Here is an 18,510-nt window from a genome sequence, read left to right as displayed (position 1 = left end):
ACCATTCATAGGAGATGGTTCCCGTACCGGTTGCGGCGACGCTCAGGTCGGTAACTGATCCGTTTTGGCAGACGGTTTCTCCCACGGGCTGTGAGGTGATTTCTGTTTCCGGGGTTACGGTCAGCTGAACGATATCGGAGTTGACTGATCCGCAGGTTGCACTGGTAGCGGTGGCGAAATAGTAGAAGGTTCCGTCGTTCGAGATATCGGGAGTATGTGTTGCGCCGGTTCCTACGGAGGTTGCTCCGGAGTAAGAGTTTGAGGAGTTGACGAACCATTCATAGGAGATGGTTCCCGTACCGGTTGCGGCGACGCTCAGGTCGGTAACTGATCCGTTTTGGCAGACGGTTTCTCCCACGGGCTGTGAGGTGATTTCTGTTTCCGGGGTTACGGTGATGGTTCCTGTTTCAGTTGTTGTCCCAGCACAACTGCCCCCTGATGCATTAACCTCAAAAGGATATGATCCGGCAGTCCCAGAACCAGGCGCTCCGCTAATGGTTAATGTATTGCCTGACATTGAGTATGTAACACCTGTAGGGAGGCCTATCACTGAAACAGATCCTGAACCTAAGACTTCATAAGTGATATTTACGATATTCTGCTCTTCGCATATTGTCTGGCTATCTGTCCCAGCAGCAGAAGTCAAATTTATAGTACAAGCAAAAATCTCCTCAATCCTTAAATTCTCTTTAGGATCAACTTCTTTTTTGATTGTTGTTATCGGCTCAATCTCCTTTTGTTCTTCAGCTTCGAAAAGCTGAATGAAAGGTTTGAGATCAGAGATTTTAATTCCTTTGGTTTGGGCATAGAACTTCCAGCTGAAAAATATCAGAACTATAAAAAGTGATACTTTGAGTAAAGTTCTACTCATAGGCCGTTGTTTAGCATTTAAATGCATTTCAGTCGGCTAAAAATGCATTTCAAATTTAACTTTTATCTTTTGGAAAGCCTAATAAATTGAATGAATTTTCTAGTCTTTCCGCTTGATAATCAGTTAAGTTATAAGGTATATATCCCCTTATTATATACTTTATATATCTCAATCTTATATTATTCCAAATTCAAATAATATATGATCAAGTACATTATTTTGTTACTTGACGAATTTTATTTCAATTATTACAGATAAAGGGATTCAAATCTATTTAAAATTTTGTCATATCCAAAAAATCAAGAAAAAAATTGGATATGTATAAGATGGGTATAGAAAAATTTTGGAGGCTTATTTTCGAATGATTCGTATTTGTTGATTTTCATTGTTCCAAAAAATATCTAGGAGGAATAATCCTTCTCCTGCATTTCTTAAATAATCCGAAACTGTTTTTTCCACTTCCATAGTGGAGTACACCAAAAATTCAGTTCCAGTCCCTTGAGAATTATAGATTCTGACTAAAAGAGGAGAGTCATTCAAAGAGTCTTTGTCCCGTAATTGAAGTTGAATACTTTCATTGTTTTTTGATGGGTTGGGATACAAAACCCAAGCACTTTCTCCTCGGGAAGGATTAACAGTAATGCCTTGTATTTCAGTGTAATTAGCGGTACCATCAAAATCTATCTGTTTCAACCTATAAAAAATATTTCCACCTCCAATAGGAAGGGTTTGGTCTTGGAATACATATTCTTTTGGACCATCAGAATAACCCACACTGGCTACATTGCCAATCTTTTCCCAATTCTTAACCCCATTAATAGATCGTTCTATTTCAAATCCTTGATTTTCCCATTCTTTGGTAGTTGCCCATTGTAACTCAGCTATTCTTAATTGAGAATTAAAGTCGGCAGTGAAATAAGCATATTCAACTGGAAGAATACGGGCTGAAAGAATTTTACAGAGTTCTCCTAATTGTATTTCATCTGTCCAGGAAATATTGCCTGAGGTTCCAGGAATTGGAGGGTTAGTATTCTCACAAAGTTCCGATTGATCTCCTGACCAGCCTGTAACGACCACTCCACCAGTTCCGATATTCAATACTGCTTCACCCAATTCTAATTTTGCATTCGGTCCTTGGAGATTGATGGTAACTTGTTCTAGGGTGAATATATTTCTTGTATCATCTCTGGAATCAAAGCGGATTTCTCCACCATCCTCCACGCAGATAATTACATTTTCTAACTCAGTTATATAAATCAAGTCTAATACAGACCCAGCTCCAACAACTATACAACCATTTGTAATAGTAAATCCAGGTTCATTTCCTTGATTGGGACGATCCAAAGTTAAGTCAGCTCCGTTTTGCAAAATGATACCACCTAGATTAAAATCAGATGCTTCCCAAGTATAGGCTACATTCGCACCGGTGAATTTTGCAATCTGTCCCTCTAAAAAATCTCCAGTTCCAGTCCATCGGCTTTCATCCAAGCCTTGATTGGTACGATCATTTACTAGGGTTATGGAAGAAGTATAGGTTCTTGGACTTCCGCATTCAGCACATTGTCCATAGGATTTTGAGCCGAATTGAAATAGCACAAAGAGAAGCGAAATGAAGACCTTCAAATCGAGTTTTTGTTCCAATTTTTTGGGAGTTGGGGTGAATGGAATTGGAACACAATCATACATCTAAAAGTTTGAATTTTTTGCCACTTTCTACAAAAAAATCAGGATGTAATGCATAAAAATAAATAGACCCTGAAAGTTTTGACAATCAGGGTCTAAAGAAATTTATTTTTGGATGAATTACCCGTTCATACTGATCAAGAATTCGGCATTGTCCCGGGTGCCTTTCATGCGCTGAAGAAGGAATTCCATGGACTCCTGAGAAGTCATATCACTCATCAGTTTTCGGAGAATCCAAACTCGCTGCATCTCTTCTTTGTCCATCAATAGGTCTTCTCTACGAGTACCTGAGCTCAAGACATCGATAGCAGGGTAAATTCTTCGGTTGGCAAGTTTACGATCCAAAGCCAATTCCATGTTACCGGTTCCTTTGAATTCTTCAAAGATCACCTCATCCATTTTGGAGCCAGTTTCTACCAAGGCGGTAGCAATGATGGTCAAAGAACCGCCATTTTCTACATTTCTCGCAGCTCCGAAGAATCGTTTAGGCTTGTGCAAGGCATTAGCATCCACCCCACCGGAAAGGATTTTTCCGGAACTAGGTACAACAGTATTGTGCGCTCTTGCCAATCGGGTGATGGAATCCAACAAAATCACTACATCGTGACCTACTTCTACCATTCGCTTTGCTTTCTCCAAAACGATATTGGCAACCTTTACATGGCGCTCAGCCTGCTCATCAAACGTAGATGAAATTACTTCTGCTCGTACAGATCGAGCCATATCTGTCACTTCCTCAGGTCGTTCATCGATCAATAAGATCATCAAATGAACCTCAGGATGATTTTGGGTGATGGCATTGGCAATTTGTTGCAAAAGGACCGTTTTACCAGTTTTTGGCTGCGCTACGATCATACCACGCTGTCCTTTTCCGATAGGAGCAAATAGATCCAAAATTCGGGTGGAGTATCCATCCGGTTTGGTCGATAAATTCAATCGCTCTTCAGGGAATAATGGGGTAAGGTATTCAAAAGGAACTCGATCCCGGATTTCGTCAGTAGTTTTTCCATTGACTGTCCCGATCTTCAAGAGGGCAAAATATTTTTCTCCTTCTTTAGGTGGTCGGATTGATCCTTTGATATGATCTCCTGTTTTTAGGCCAAAAAGTTTGATTTGACTTGGAGATACATAGATATCGTCTGGAGAAGCAAGGTAGTTGTAATCCAAGGAACGAAGGAATCCATATCCTTCCTGCATGATTTCCAATACACCCTCATTTTCGATGACTCCGTCAAATTCCCGAGGACTTACGTAAGGCTTTTTCTTTCCTCCTTGAACGGTTTCAGCTGAAGGAGCCAAAATCTCATCCTGTGATTTGAAATTTTTCCGCTTTGGAAGTTCTACTTCCGGTTCAGTTTTCTGTTCTGGAGTACTCGGCGCTTCTTCCTGAGTAGCTTTTTCTACGTTGACTTCCTCAAATACCCGCTTACGAGGTCGGAAAGTCTTTGGGTGTTCTTCGGATGGCTCAGGAGATTTTTTCTCAGCTTTATGCTTGGGCTTTTCAGCCTTAACCTCTTCTTTTTGTTTTTCCTTTACTTCTTCCGAAGGAGATTCGGCTGGTTTTTCAGTTACATTTTGCCTTTTGAATTTAGGCTTGTATTCAGCTTCCTCTTGAGGCTTTTCCGCTGGCTTGGAGGCCGGTTTGGATTCTGATTCTTGAGCTGGTTTTTCCTGAATTTCTGCGAGGGCGGGCTTTTTCTTTGGGAGGGCTTTCTCGGGGGTGATTGCTTGTTGGTCGAGAATTGCGTAGACGAGTTCGTCTTTTTTGAGGGATTTGAAGTTTTTGACGCCCAACTCCTCTGCGATTTCCTTCAGCTCAGATAATAATCTGATTCTGAGTTCTTCTATGTTGTACATAAAGAGATGATGATAAATAAATAATGTGTGCTAAAATGCTAATTAGGAATCGTAAATGTTTTCGAAGCAAAAAAGAACTGCTGGAAAGTTTCAAGCCAAAGTGGGCTGGCTTGTTCATTTACGGTGTTGATGCAATATTACAGTTATCTCATTGATTTAACAAATATTTATTTTCAGTGAAATAAATTTATTCTTCCATAATTTGTCTAATTACGGTAATGGACTTCCATGGTTGATTATGATCCAATTGCTCTGAAAAGAAGTCCAATAAATAATCCAGTAACTTTCTTCGGATTAGATGGGGAACGCGTGCTTTGCAGGCGAAGGAATTTTCCATCAATTCATGCAAATAAGTCGATACTACGGGTATTTCTTCAGGAGAAAAAGGCAAGGTTCTGCTTTCTTCTAAGAAAATGGAAACTTCCTCTGGTCCAAATCCCAAAAACTTTGCCAACTGAATTAAAAAGGCATGCGGATAATGCCGGAGCTCGATATTCGGTAAGTCCAAATGAATCAGAGATTTTTTTATCCAATCAAAAAGCCATTCGTTTTGATAATTTTCATAAATGGACTTGCTAATTGCCTCTGCCACAAAAAGAGCGATGCTTGTTTTTCGAAAATCAAAAGGGATCAACTGGTAAGGATGGTTGGTTTTTGCTTCAGAAATCCGCTGAAGACCTGCCCCTTCTTTTTCATAGACCACCAAGTCCAACATAGTCATGGGTTGGTACAAGGCGATTTTTGATTTGTTTCCGGCTTTTCGGACGCTGTTTACAATGTAGGATTTAAAGCCTAATTCGCGGGTGAAGATTTTAACGATCACACTGCTTTCCTGATATCGGATGCAACTGATGACGATTCCTTCTGTCTTCCGAATCATGGTCGCTTATCTTCCAGAAAGCATCTTCGGCATCGGGCTTCGTAGCTTTCTTTTTCACCCAAAACCACCTTTTGGCGAGAATCAGAAAGCCGGAGGGAGAATGCCGCCAAATCTCCGCATTTCATGCAAATGGCGTGCACCTTGGTAACGTACTCGGCAGTTGCCATCAATTTCGGCATGGGGTCAAAAGGCTGTCCTTCGAAATCCATGTCCAAGCCAGCTAAAATTACGCGCTTTCCTTGATTGGCTAATTGATTGACCACCGGAACGATGCGGTCATCGAAAAACTGAACCTCGTCGATTCCCACCACATCACAATCACCTGTCAATAGTAAAATGTCTTCTGCAAAATTGACTGGAGTAGATCGAATAGAAGTCTCATTGTGTGATACCACTTCTTCTTCGTGGTAACGCGTGTCTATTTTGGGCTTAAAAATCTCGACCTTCAACTTGGCGATTTTTGCCCGATTTAATCTGCGAATTAATTCCTCGGTTTTTCCGGAAAACATGGACCCACAGATGACTTCAATCTGTCCTTTTCGCTCTGTATTTTTTGTTCCTCTTGGGGATCTTTCTACAAACATACCTCAGTCACTATACTCTAAATGAGGAAATTTATTGATTTCTGCTACTCTAATATGCAATTCACCTGCTGGAAGTTCAGCCTGGCAGCATAACCGCTCATTATCTTTTAATCTACCCTGATTTCTGAAAAAAAGCTCCCGTTCATTCGGAGGGCTAAGATTTTCCATTCCGGAAACCACGATCATTTTGCAACTTGTACAGCGTCCTTTTTTGCCGCAGGCATGCATCCAGTCAATGCCATTTTCATGAATTAATTCAATAACTTTACCCGAAGATTTCTCCGAATCTATGGTACGATTGTAGAGATTTTCTATCACAATTCGGGACACTTGTTCGTTGACTTTTGTAAATCACCAGCTAATGACAACTCAAATTAACAGCAATTATTTAGAAAAATACGCCAAAGATTACGCAGAGATTGTCTGCGATCGCTTTTATCAGAATCGCCAATTTATTACCGGACAGGATATAGTGGGCCTCACGGCATCCGTTCAGGTCAATTTTTTTGTGATACGGAGGCTTTTTGAGCTTTGGCAGCAGGAATTACAAAAGCTAAAGAGTAACCCCTATTTCGATTATCGGGATGTGGCAGTTCATGAGGCTTTGACACAGTTTATGAACGTCCTCTCGCGTAGAATTAAGGTGGAGCGAGCCCATCTTCAGCCTTTGGTTGAATTTGCTGTCCAAAAGTCCATTGAATTGGCGACTAATCCAATGACTTTTTACCAGGCCGAAATAGATCAGGCTCCTTCCCAAAAAATCAATGAGTACCTCGCCGAAAATAAAAGATATTACAAATGGCATCCTCAGGTTATTACTTTTTTGATTGATAAAGCTGGATTTGGACAAGATCCCCTTGCCTACAAAAAAGCGATTGCGGCAAATTATCAAGCAATCAAGGAGCAGTTGGAATCGGTAAACCTATTGTTGGCGACCTTAGGAGAAATTAAAGCCTTTGACTTAGATGCTTATATTGAAAATGCACCAGAGACAGAAGCACCAAAGCCGATAGTTGAGGAAGAAAAACAAGACTCATTCTTTGATCAAATTGAGTCCGAGCCTTCTTCTTCTGAACCTGAAGAAGAGAAGGTTCCTGAAACTACGATAGAACCTGAAAGTCCGAAAGCTCCTCCGGTAACCCCTTCCTATTCCGCAGGAAAATTAGATCCTAATCAAATCAAATCTCGCTTTGCTGCGGAGAGTTACAAGGGAATGAAAGGTTTGATTGGGGAATTGTCAGAAAGTTTGGCAATCAATCAGCGCTTTATGTTCCGTAAGGAGTTATTCGAAGGCAATGATGATCTTTTGACCCATGCCTTAAAATCGCTTGATGCCTGCAAATCTTTCGATGAGGCAGTGGAAGTGATCAACGTACGCTATTTGACGGAATTGGGATGGGATGAAAGCTCCGAACCGGTGGAGGAGTTTTTGCACGTGGTTTACAGACGTTTTTCGGATTAACTGATCCGACCTAATTGCTGAGAACGGGAGGCATCCATTTTTACAAAAATGAAAAGCAACATGGTAAATGACCACAAGGACGATCCTCCATAACTAAAGAAAGGTAGGGGGATTCCAACTACTGGAAAGAGTCCAATGGTCATGGAAATATTGATCATAAAGTGGAAAAATAGGATGGAAACCACGGAATATCCATAAATCCTCGAGAATCGGGTCTTTTGGCGCTCAGCCATAACCACCAGGCGATAAAGCAGGGCCACAAATAGTCCAATCACGATAAAGCTTCCTGCCCATCCAAATTCCTCCCCCAGTGTACAGAATATAAAGTCTGTGTGCTGTTCTGGAACAAAATCAAACTTTGTCTGAGTACCTTGTAGGTATCCTTTCCCAAAGAAACCTCCCGATCCTATGGCGATTTTGGATTGGGTTACATTCCAACCTACTCCCAGGGGATCGATGTCTGGATTAAACAAGACCATGATTCGGTTTTGTTGATGTGGGGGGAGTTTAGAAACAACCCAGTCAATACTATAGGTGTAGCCAATCATCAACAAAGCAATCGCCGAAAAAGCAATGGTTCGCTTCCAGGAAGTTTTTCCGATTGATATCAGAATCAAGGCGAGAATAGCGATTGCTCCTACGAGATAAAGATTATTTTCAATTCCTAAAGCCAAAAGAGTCAAGGCAATAAATCCTAACCCTAGGATGTAGTATCGTTGAGGTAGCCCTTCACGGTAGAACATGATCAAAAAGGAAAAATAAACCATGGCCGTTCCTGTGTCAGGCTGCAATAAAATCAAAACTATTGGCAGCATTAGGACTCCAAATGCTACTAATTGATTTTTGGTTTTGGCAAGGTCAAATGTCGGTCGCTCCATCACTTTGGCAAGTGCTAGGGCGGTTGCAAATTTGGCAAATTCTCCGGGCTGAATTCGGAAGGAGCCAAATCCAATTGAAAGAACCTGTCCGTTTACTTCTTTTCCAAAGACAGGTGTCAATAGAAGAATAAACAGAAAGACCAGATAGATGGGAAGGGCTAGATTTTCAAAAAGGCGATGATCTGCAGCCATGATCAAAATGATTAAGACTACCGAGATCCCAATCCGGACAAGCTGCTGACCGGAATTTATGGACATGTCAAACATGCTCTGAGGAGCCTGACTGTCATACACGGCAGCATAGATATTAAACCACCCGATGATCACCAAGGCAAAATAAATGACTACTACCAGCCAATCTACTCGGTTAATAGGAATATCGGGCTCTCTCATTTAATAGATAAAGTTTCCTGCCAAAACATATTCTTCCAAAGCTGGACGGGTAATTTGCCCTTTGATGTATTTTTCAATCATCAAAGACGCGGTACTTGCAGCGGCTCTACCTCCCCAGCCGGCATTCTCCACATAAACTGCGATGGCAATTTTTGGATCGTCTTTTGGCGCAAAAGCCACAAATACGGAATGGTCTTCTCCATGGGGATTTTGAGCAGTCCCGGTTTTTCCTGCAATCACCAAATCCTCAATAATCGCTCGGTTTGCCGTTCCATACAGTGCTTCAGCCATGGCATCTTGGATTAGGTCAAAATGCTTGGCATCCACACCCACTTCATGCTTGGTGCGGTATTTTGAAGGGATTCGACTTGGATCTCCGTCAATTGCTTTGATCAAATGAGGGGTATAATAATAGCCTTTGTTTGCAAAAATGGCTGCCAAATTTGCCATTTGAAGAGGGGTAACCAATAACTCCCCCTGCCCAATAGAAAGAGAGTAGATGGTGGAATATTTCCATCTTCCTTCTCCATAAATTCTATCGTAGAGCTTACTTGAAGGGACATCGCCTCCATATTCACCAAGCATATCGACGCCAAGTCGTCCACCCAGTCCAAATTTTAGCACTTTTTCCCGCCAAGAATCGAGACCAATTTCAGTGTCCTTGAATGTATTCGAGGAAACTTCCCGGTTGATCATTCTGCGGAACGCTTGGTGATAATAAGGATTACAAGAGTTTCGAATAGCTCCAAACAAATTCACAGGTGAAGGGTGATTATGACAAGCAACTAATGATTTGTTGCAGGCATAGGTTGTTTCTGGAAAAAGAATTCCTTCCTGAAGTCCGATCAAACTTTGGACAATTTTGAAAGTCGAACCTGGAGGATAGCGAGCCATAATAGGTCTATTTAGGAATGGCTTGCTATTCAAGGAATTTAAAATAGTGTAATTTTTCCCAAAATCTGCTCCGGTTAGATCGTTGGGATCATAAAAGGGAGCGGAAATAAATGCCAAGATTTCCCCGGTTTTTGGTTCAATAGCTACAACAGATCCTGTTTTCCCTTGCATCAAATATTCCCCATAGAGCTGAAGATCCCGATCCAAGGTGGAGGTCAAATTAGTGCCTGCTACCGAAGCGGTGTCATAGGCTCCATTTTTAAAAGGTCCTTTGTCGACTCCGCGTACGTTGACCATCTTGTATTTCACACCTTTTTGGCCTCGGAGCTCATCTTCATAAAATCGCTCCATTCCGCTGAGGCCTACATAATCTCCCTGTTCGTAATAGTCCGTGGTATCTCGCTCCAACTGTTGGCCATTAATCTCTCCGATATATCCCAAAGCATGTGCGGCAATAGGAGTCGGATATGAACGAACCGATCGAGTCGTGATAAATAAGCCCGGATAATCGATTAAGAAGTCCTGGATTTTGGCAAAATCCGTAGTAGAAATTTGCTTGATCAGAGGAGATGGCTTGACCGAGGAATATTTCCTCGCCGCATTGTAAGCCGTGATTAATTGTTCTTTTTCAATTCCAAAAATGCTGAGAAAGCGAGCGGTGTCTTTGACAGTAAATTCCTTTGGGACAACCATCAAATCAAAAATGGGATTGTTGTAAACCAACAATTCTCCGTTCCGATCATAGATTAGTCCCCGATAAGGATGGTCAACTACCCGCTGAATAGCATTTCGTTCAGCTCGTCTCGAAAAACTATCATCGACAACCTGAATCATGAAGAGTTTGGTAAGGAGCACCAAACCCACTAAGAAAATGACAATGATAATGATAAACGGCCTTTGGTCGTTCATAGAATTCCCCTCCTTCTTTTAAAGAACAACGCCTGTACAAGTATAGCCAAAAGCGCAGTCAAAATCGAAGAAAAGAAGCTTTTGTTTAGGATATTTAATAAGCCTAAAGTACCCCATTGATCAACTGAGAAAAATATGATACAAAAGAAAAAAGTTAAGGGTAAAATATAAGTGAGATACCATCCCGTACCCATCTCTTGTAATGTTGGTTCGGTGCCTTCATCATAACCGCCTGTTGGACTAATTACTCGTAGCCAGAGAGGTCGGATAAATCCCAAGAAAGTTGTGCCTGCTGCATGTATGCCCCCTGTGTCGTAGAAAATATCTACGACAAGACCTAATCCAAAACTAATAAGCAACAAAGTAATAGGAGTAGTATTGATAGGAAGATGGAGAATTAGAATGATGTAGAGAAAACAAAGGCCTACTCCAAAAAGTGCCAGATTTTTGAACAAGAAAACCTGAAGTGCTACCAAGATTATCCCCCAAGCCAAATACGAAAGTAGATTCCTAATATTCATCGCTGATTTCGGCTTTTTGGTACAAAGAATCTAATTCGCTCAATTCGGTATTTTCGATCAAGTAAACATGATTAAGTTTACTAAAATCTGTACTGAGCCTAACGGTAATTTCTAGATAATTTTGATCATCTGCAGGAGCAACCTCACTGATCGTTCCAATTAAAATCCCCTCTGGAAAAATGGCATTATATCCCGAAGTGACCACGGTATCTCCGGGGCTAGCCAACACATGCCGGGGGATATAAAGCATTTTTGCAAATTGAGGGTCATTCGCATCCCAATTGATGGATCCAAAGACATCACTGGATTTGATTTTTGAAGAAACCAATAATCCAGTATTCAAAAGGGAAATTCCTACTGCGTAATTTTTTGATACGCTTTTTACTCGACCCACTATACCTTCTTGATTAAAAATCCCCATTCCTTCTTTCACTCCTTGATTACTTCCCTTGTTGATAGTGAGGTGATTTTGAGTAAGTCGAAGCGTCTGTCCTACCACTCGCGCGCTTTGAACGGTGTATGAGGCTCTAAATGCTGAGTCTAAACCTTCTTCAGAAAGGCTATCGTAGGGAGTCAGCAAAGTTATTTGCTGAAGCAATTCCGCATTTTGAGAAGCTAAGTCCTGATTTTCTTCCGCTAGATTGAAAAAGCCTACAATATCCGCTTGTGTTTTAAGCAAGCTTCCCGTCAACGCCATCGAACTGTTGAAAAAAGCTGCCCCTTGGGGGGAGTTGTTTCGGACCACCATCCAAATGGCGATGATTTCTAAAAATACAAATAATAAAAGGGCCCTTAGTCGATAAAGGAATTCTAAAATGCGTAGCATTCAGGCTTTAAGTCATCAATACAGTTCGGAAATTTTGTAGGTTTTTCAAAGCAGTGCCAGTTCCTCTGACTACTGCACGAAGTGGATCCTCAGCGATGTGAATAGGCAACTTCGTCTTTTGGTGAAGTCGCTTATCCAATCCTTTCAAAAGAGCTCCACCCCCAGTTAGGTGGATTCCATTGTCATAGATATCCGCTGATAATTCAGGTGGAGCGATTTCAAGAGCTTTCAGTACAGCTTCTTCAATTTTTGAAACTGATTTGTCCAAAGCAAATGCAATTTCTGAGTAGGATACTTTAATGACTTTTGGAATACCTGTCATTAAGTCTCTACCTCGGATTTCATAATCTTCAGGAGCCTCGTCCAATTCAGTCAATGCAGAACCAATTGCGATTTTTACTTTTTCTGCAGAGCGCTCTCCGATCAAAAGGTTATGCTGTCTTCGCATGTAATCCAAAATATCCTTGGTGAAGGTATCTCCAGCTACTCGGATGGACTGGTCAGCTACAATTCCTGACAAAGCAATTAGGGCGATTTCAGTCGTACCACCACCGATATCGACGATCATGGAGCCCATTGGCTTTTCTATGTCGATCCCGATGCCAATTGCCGCAGCGATTGGTTCAAAAATCATGTACACCTCTTTGGCGCCAGCATGCTCGGCAGAGTCACGAACTGCTCTTTTTTCCACTTCAGTAATACCGGAAGGGATACAAATGACCATTCGATGAGACTGAGGGAACATTCCCTTTTTTTGTCCCGGGATCATCTTGATTAAGCCACGAATCATCTGCTCGGCGGCATAGAAGTCCGCAATTACTCCATCCTTCAAAGGTCGGATGGTCTTGATGTTTTCGTGTGTTTTTTCGTGCATGTTCATCGCTTCCCTTCCCACAGCCAAAACCCGGTTGTTGGTTTTGTCTATAGCAATGATAGAAGGTTCGTCCACTACGATTTTATCTTTATGGATGATCAGTGTGTTGGCTGTACCCAGATCAATGGCGATGTCACTTGAAAAAAAATCAAATAATCCCATGTTGTATGCTTGGTCTTTTTATTAATGCAGATTGGAAAGTTTAACAGCGGTAACAAGTTACGCATTATTAAACGGAGGTCGGCAAAATTATTATGTTCTAGCCATAAAATTGAATCATTGGGAATATTTTTTAGATGAAAATGAAGAATAAAAGGAGCTTTTGCCACAAATCCCTAAAAATGACCTTAAATCTTTCAAAATCATTCCTCTTTCCAATTTTCATAGTTAGTAGAAAATTGTTTTTCGATTAAAATTATTTTACCTTTGTGCCGTATTCGGAAGTTTCTAGAGGGGACCACATGTCCCCTCTTTCATTATCGATTCTTATGGAGGATTTAAAGCAAAAATTGATAGAGCTAGTCGAGCGCAATCTCCCTGATGAGGAGCATTTCTTGGTTGATCTTCAATTGACTCCCAAAAAGGATCAGATGAATCTGAATATTTTGATCGATGCCGATCAGGGATTGACGATCGATTCCTGCGCTAAAGTGAGTCGATTGGTATCTGAGGAAATTGAAGCCTTGGATTTGATTGATTCTGCTTATCGGATCGAAGTTTCCTCTCCAGGAGTGGATTTTCCGCTTTCAAGCATCCGCCAATACCGAAAGAATGTCGGAAGAGAATTGAAGGTCCTTTTGGCAGATGGAAAGGAGCAAAAAGGAAAATTATTGGAAGTTAATGTTGAGGGTATTTTGCTCTCTGTTAAAGTAAAAGAAAAGGGGAAAAAGGCAGTGGAAATGGAATTGCCTATCGCCTATGATGAGATAAAAAAATCAGTTGTACAAGTGTCTTTTAAATAAATCAAATGGATGCCAAAGTTTTAATCGAATCCTTCGCGGAATTTGCGAGATCTAAAAATGTGGATCGCCCTACGATGATCCGTATTCTTGAGGATGTGTTCAGAGCCATGATCCGGAAAAAATTTGAAACGGATGAAAACTTTGACGTAACCATCAACGCTGATAAGGGGGATTTGGAGATTTTCCGGATTCGGGAGATTGTAGATGACAACTCAGAAGATATTTGGGATTTCGATAAAATCAGCCTTACCGATGCTCGTAAAATCGAACCGGACTTCGAAATCGGGGAGGAAGTTTATGAGAAAATTGAACTGGAAGAATTTGGCAGAAGAGCTGTACAGATGGCTCGTCAGACCTTGATTCAAAAGATCAAAGATTTAGAAAAAGATATACTTTTCAACAAGTATGAGGAATTGGTAGGGGAAGTAGTCACTGCTGAAGTCTATCAGATTTTGAGCAGAGAGGTGCTGTTGATCGATGGAGAAGGCAACGAATTGATTCTACCAAAGGGAGAGCAAATTCCAAAGGATAGATTTAGAAAGGGAGATACCGTAAAGGCAATTGTTCACAAAGTGGACATGATGAACGGAAACCCTAAAATTATCCTTTCTAGAACTTCACCGGTGTTCTTGGAAAGACTATTCGAAAACGAAGTTCCAGAAGTTTATGATGGTTTGATCACCATTGTTAAGATTGTCCGTGAACCGGGAGAGCGTGCAAAAGTTGCTGTAGAATCCTATGATGACCGGATTGATCCAGTAGGAGCTTGCGTTGGAATGAAAGGATCAAGAATTCATGCGATTGTCCGTGAATTGCAGAATGAAAACATTGATGTAATCAATTACACCGAAAATCTGGAGCTATATGTTTCCAGAGCATTAAGCCCTGCGAAAGTTTCTTCTATTTCAGTAAATGAAGGAAGCAAGCGAATTTCTGTCTTCTTGAAGCCGGATCAAGTTTCACTTGCCATCGGAAAAGGTGGTTATAATATCAAATTGGCCAGCAAATTGGTAGGTTATGAAATTGATGTCTTCAGAGAGCTCAATGAGAACGAAGAAGAAGATGTTGATTTGGTTGAATTTGCAGATGAAATCGATGCTTGGATCATCGATGAATTGAAGAAGACTGGTTTGGATACTGCCAAATCGGTATTGGCTTTGACTAAAGAAGATTTGGTGCGTCGTACGGAATTGGAGGAAGAAACCATTGAGGAAATCTTCCGAATCCTACGCCAAGAATTTGAACAATAAAAGACTAAAAGTCTACCTATTACCCAATATTTAAAATAGATTTCGAAAGCGGTTTTTGCGTATGTCAGAAGAAAAAATGATGAGATTAGGCGCTTTAGCTAGGAAGCTCAACGTGGGTACTGCTACCCTCGTGGAGACTTTGGCGAAAAAGGGCCATGAGGTGCAGGATAATCCTAATTCTAAAATCAGCATGGAGCAAGTGGAGCTGCTGAATAAGGAATTCAGGTCCTCAGCTCAAGAAAAAGAAGAAGCTTCACATTTATCCATTGGGAAGCGTCACGAGACAGTTACGCTCGAATCCGAACCTCAGCCTGAGCCCGCTCCAGCTCCAGCTCCGACTCCGGCACCAAAAGAAGAGCCTGCTCCACCAGCTCCAGCTCCGGAAAAACCAGTAGCAGAAAAACCTACTCCTGCAGAGCCTCAGCCAGAAAAGGTGAACATTGAAGGCCCTAAGCTGGAAGGAATAAAAGTATTGGGTAAAATTGACCTGACTCCTAAGGGAGAAGCTAAAAAGCCTAAGAAAGAAGAGCCAGTGGTGAAAAAGCCAGAAGCTAAACAAGCTCCTGAAGCACCGAAGGCTCCAGAAAAACCAAAGGCACCTGAAAAACCTGTTGCTCCTGCAGCCCCTGAAAAGCCTGTTGAAAAAGCGCCACAGGCACCAGAGCCAAAAGATGAGGTAATCTCCGCAAAAGCAGATAACCTTAAAGGTCTTACAGTTCTAGGGAAAATCGAATTGCCTACCGAGAAGAAGAAAAAGGGTGGACCTGTTGCTTCTTCCGATGAACGTGCTCGAGATAAAAAGAGACCTAGAAAGCGTATTGATAAAGGCAATAAGAATAGAGGCCAAGGCCAACAAGGTCAGGGTCAAGGCGATGGTCAGAAAGGCGGTAAGAAAGGACAGCCTGCAAGAACGCATAAGGTAGAACCTACCCAAAAGGAGATTCAAGATCAAATCAAGCAGACACTTGCGAGATTGCAAGGTGGAAAATCCGGAGGTAAGAAGAGCCGCCGTGATAAAAAAGCCGAGCGAGAAAAGGATACCGCCGAAATGGCACAAGAGGGATCTAAGGTTCTTAAAGTGACGGAATTTATTTCCGCAAATGACCTAGCATCTCTATTGGACGTTTCGGTGAATGAGATTATTTCTACCTGTATGTCCTTGGGAATGTTCGTTTCCATCAATCAGCGATTGGATGCAGAAGCGATTACCATCATTGCAGATGAGTTTGGATACGATGTAGAATTTACCAAAGATATCGAAGAGGAAATCGTCGAGGAGGAAGAAGATAAGCCAGAAGATCTCGTGGAGCGAGCTCCTATTGTTACCATCATGGGACACGTCGATCATGGTAAGACCTCTCTCTTGGACTATATCCGTAGATCAAAAGTAACTGCAGCTGAGGCTGGAGGTATCACCCAGCATATCGGAGCATATGATGTGCGAACAAAAGACGGTCATAAAATAGCCTTCTTGGATACGCCGGGTCACGAAGCATTTACGGCGATGCGTGCTCGTGGTGCTAAAATCACTGACGTGGCCATTATTGTGATTGCTGCCGATGATAGCATCATGCCTCAAACCAAAGAAGCTATCAACCACGCTCAAGTAGCGGGTGTTCCGATGATCTTTGCGATCAACAAGGTGGATAAGCCAAACGCTAATCCTAATAAGATCAAAGAAGAATTGGCGAATATGAACCTATTGGTAGAAGAATGGGGTGGTAAATACCAATCCCAAGATATTTCTGCCAAAACTGGTCAAGGCGTTGATGAACTACTAGAAAAAGTTCTTCTGGAAGCTGAAATTCTTGAATTGAAAGCTAATCCAAATAAGAACGCTGTTGGTACTGTAATCGAAGCGTCTTTGGATAAAGGTCGTGGTTATGTAGCTACCGTAATGATCCAAGCCGGAACTCTGCATGTGGGTGATGTGATGGTAGCTGGATCTCACTATGGTCGTGTGAAGGCTATGTTTGACCATACAGGTAAAAAACTGAAAGAGGCTGGACCATCTACTCCAATTCAGATTTTAGGTTTAAGTGGTGCTCCTCAGGCAGGAGATTCCTTGAAAGTCTATGACAATGAACGGGAGGCTAGAGAAATTGCCAATTCAAGAGAGCAAATTCAACGTGAACAAAGCCTTCGGACCAAGAAGCATATCACTTTGGATGAAATTGGAAGACGATTGGCTATCGGTAACTTTAAAGAACTTAACATCATCATCAAAGGTGATGTGGATGGTTCTGTGGAAGCCTTGTCCGATTCCTTGCTAAAACTTTCCACCGATGAGGTGAAGGTGAATATCATTCATAAAGGTGTTGGACAGATTTCTGAATCTGATGTATTGCTAGCTTCCGCTTCCGATGCAATCATTTTGGGCTTCCAGGTTCGTCCTTCTTCCAATGCAAAGAGACTTGCGGAACAGGAAGAAATCGAAATCAGACATTACTCCATCATCTACGATGCCATCAACCAAATCAAAGATGCCATCGAAGGTATGCTTGAGCCTGAATTTGAAGAAGTGATCACTGGAAATATTCAAGTGCGTGAGGTCTTCAAAATCTCCAAAGTGGGAACAGTCGCTGGTTCTTATGTGACGGATGGATATATCACCAGAAAGAATAAAATCCGAGTTATCCGAGACGGTATCGTAATCCACGATGGTGAAATCGATCAGTTGAAGCGATTCAAGGATGATGTAGCTGAAGTGAAAGCTGGATACGAATGCGGTATTTCCATCAAAAACTTCAACAATATCCAAGTAGACGATACGATCGAAGGTTATGAAATGCGAGAAGTAAAGCGTAAGCTTTAATCAACATAGATTCAATTGGAAAGGAGTGGGGAAACCTGCTCCTTTTTTCGTTAAATAAAATGCTATTTGCACTTCAATTTTTACTTAAAGCACTGGCTATTCTTAGCTTGCTTTGCCTTTTCTTAGGATTGTTCCGTCCAGTTTGGGTACTTTGGTTTTTGGATAGGATGAATAGGCTAAAGGTGATTCAAGTGTATGGCCTTTTATTCTTGTTTTCGAGTCTTTTTTATTGGCTTTTGAATTTCATTTCCAAATAAAAATTCTGACTTTTATCATGTTCTGATTTTATTGGTCTTGAAAAAATTAATCCCTGTACTTTTATTTCTATGTTTCGTATCCTACCATTTTGGGTACTATCTCTATTATTTTTCTTCCCATTACCAGTTGGAACAGAGCTGGCAGGATAAAATCTATTCAGAGCAAACTGAAGGCTTGGAAGAACGATTACTGGAAATTCCACTTTCAGCTCCCTATATGGCCGATCAGGATGAATACCAATTGACCAATACTCGCTTTGAAAAAGACGGGAAGTACTATCGAGCCATCAAACAACGCTATCAAAAAGATATGCTACAGATCGTCTATGTGCCTGATACAGCGAGAAGAACTTTAGAATCTACTGTACAGAAATGGATAAGTTTTTTGACCGAAAAGGACTATCCAGGGAAAAGTGAAAATTCAACACAATTGAAGATTTTCATTAAAGATTATGTAGAAACGCCTTCTTTTGAAATTCAGTGGATAGTGTCTTCTCCTTATTTACAACATCAAGGGTTTATTTTTTCAACTTACAAGAGTCCTTTTTTTCAATTAACCACTCCTCCTCCACAATTTGCGTAATCACTTTCTAT

Annotated in this window: 16 protein-coding genes; 5 read left to right on the top strand and 11 right to left on the bottom strand. The window is 41.3% G+C overall.

Annotation, left to right across the window (positions count from 1 at the left end):
* The 6 genes from E4S40_RS15890 to E4S40_RS15865 all read right to left on the bottom strand — a co-directional run.
* A partial coding sequence (locus E4S40_RS15890) for an immunoglobulin domain-containing protein (protein ID WP_449353869.1) occupies window positions 1-871 on the bottom strand: 871 nt, incomplete at its 3' end.
* A 351-nt stretch (window positions 872-1,222) separates the two neighbouring features.
* On the bottom strand, window positions 1,223-2,557 hold the full coding sequence (locus tag E4S40_RS15885; RefSeq protein ID WP_135076438.1) for a T9SS C-terminal target domain-containing protein: 1,335 nt from the start codon (window positions 2,555-2,557) through the stop codon (window positions 1,223-1,225).
* Window positions 2,558-2,674: 117 nt separating this feature from the next.
* Window positions 2,675-4,411, bottom strand: coding sequence for a transcription termination factor Rho (gene rho / locus E4S40_RS15880; protein WP_135076435.1), 1,737 nt, complete (start codon window positions 4,409-4,411; stop codon window positions 2,675-2,677).
* Between the two features lie 187 nt (window positions 4,412-4,598).
* Complete coding sequence (gene recO, locus E4S40_RS15875; protein WP_135076432.1) at window positions 4,599-5,291, bottom strand: DNA repair protein RecO; 693 nt, start codon at window positions 5,289-5,291, stop codon at window positions 4,599-4,601.
* Window positions 5,288-5,875 (bottom strand): thymidine kinase, encoded by a 588-nt coding sequence (locus E4S40_RS15870; RefSeq protein WP_135076427.1) that lies wholly within the window; start codon window positions 5,873-5,875, stop codon window positions 5,288-5,290. Before E4S40_RS15870 ends, recO begins: the two co-directional genes overlap by 4 nt.
* A gap of 3 nt (window positions 5,876-5,878) precedes the next feature.
* Window positions 5,879-6,205 carry a 2Fe-2S iron-sulfur cluster-binding protein gene (locus E4S40_RS15865; protein WP_135076424.1) on the bottom strand — a complete coding sequence of 109 codons (327 nt, stop codon included), beginning with the start codon at window positions 6,203-6,205 and terminating at the stop codon, window positions 5,879-5,881.
* Between the two features lie 31 nt (window positions 6,206-6,236).
* On the opposite strand from E4S40_RS15865, the gene E4S40_RS15860 reads away from it, so the two are divergent.
* On the top strand, window positions 6,237-7,337 hold the full coding sequence (locus E4S40_RS15860; protein ID WP_135076421.1) for a hypothetical protein: 1,101 nt from the start codon (window positions 6,237-6,239) through the stop codon (window positions 7,335-7,337).
* Here E4S40_RS15860 and rodA read toward each other — a convergent pair.
* From rodA to E4S40_RS15835, 5 genes are read right to left on the bottom strand one after another with little or no spacing between them, the layout of a single operon-like run.
* Complete coding sequence (rodA, locus tag E4S40_RS15855) at window positions 7,334-8,608, bottom strand: rod shape-determining protein RodA (protein ID WP_135076418.1); 1,275 nt, start codon at window positions 8,606-8,608, stop codon at window positions 7,334-7,336. The two genes, E4S40_RS15860 and rodA, sit on opposite strands and share 4 nt — an antisense overlap.
* A complete protein-coding gene (locus E4S40_RS15850) occupies window positions 8,609-10,411 on the bottom strand; it encodes a peptidoglycan D,D-transpeptidase FtsI family protein (protein WP_135076415.1) in 1,803 nt (600 codons plus the stop codon).
* The gene (locus tag E4S40_RS15845) at window positions 10,408-10,932 is read right to left on the bottom strand and encodes a rod shape-determining protein MreD (RefSeq protein WP_135076412.1); all 525 of its coding nucleotides are present in this window, start codon (window positions 10,930-10,932) and stop codon (window positions 10,408-10,410) included. The genes E4S40_RS15850 and E4S40_RS15845 overlap by 4 nt, the downstream gene beginning before the upstream one ends.
* Window positions 10,922-11,758, bottom strand: coding sequence for a rod shape-determining protein MreC (mreC, locus tag E4S40_RS15840; RefSeq protein ID WP_135076409.1), 837 nt, complete (start codon window positions 11,756-11,758; stop codon window positions 10,922-10,924). Before mreC ends, E4S40_RS15845 begins: the two co-directional genes overlap by 11 nt.
* A gap of 7 nt (window positions 11,759-11,765) precedes the next feature.
* Window positions 11,766-12,794, bottom strand: a complete 1,029-nt coding sequence (locus tag E4S40_RS15835) for a rod shape-determining protein (RefSeq protein WP_135076406.1) — start codon at window positions 12,792-12,794, stop codon at window positions 11,766-11,768.
* Window positions 12,795-13,120: 326 nt separating this feature from the next.
* Here E4S40_RS15835 and E4S40_RS15830 point away from each other — a divergent pair, with 326 nt between their 5' ends.
* The 4 genes from E4S40_RS15830 (at window position 13,121) to E4S40_RS15810 (ending at window position 18,499) form a co-directional block, all read left to right on the top strand.
* Window positions 13,121-13,594: a ribosome maturation factor RimP gene (locus E4S40_RS15830; RefSeq protein ID WP_135076403.1), complete on the top strand. Its 474-nt coding sequence runs from the start codon at window positions 13,121-13,123 to the stop codon at window positions 13,592-13,594.
* A 5-nt stretch (window positions 13,595-13,599) separates the two neighbouring features.
* Window positions 13,600-14,844: a transcription termination factor NusA gene (gene nusA, locus E4S40_RS15825; protein WP_135076400.1), complete on the top strand. Its 1,245-nt coding sequence runs from the start codon at window positions 13,600-13,602 to the stop codon at window positions 14,842-14,844.
* A gap of 61 nt (window positions 14,845-14,905) precedes the next feature.
* Window positions 14,906-17,659, top strand: a complete 2,754-nt coding sequence (gene infB, locus E4S40_RS15820) for a translation initiation factor IF-2 (protein WP_135076397.1) — start codon at window positions 14,906-14,908, stop codon at window positions 17,657-17,659.
* Between the two features lie 294 nt (window positions 17,660-17,953).
* Window positions 17,954-18,499, top strand: coding sequence for a hypothetical protein (locus tag E4S40_RS15810; RefSeq protein ID WP_135076390.1), 546 nt, complete (start codon window positions 17,954-17,956; stop codon window positions 18,497-18,499).
* Window positions 18,500-18,510 lie beyond the last annotated feature (11 nt).

Origin of the sequence: Algoriphagus kandeliae (assembly GCF_004571135.1) — a bacterium.
In the GTDB taxonomy this organism is placed as follows: Bacteria; Bacteroidota; Bacteroidia; order Cytophagales; family Cyclobacteriaceae; genus Algoriphagus; species Algoriphagus kandeliae.
This window is presented reverse-complemented; position numbering and strand designations above follow the sequence as displayed.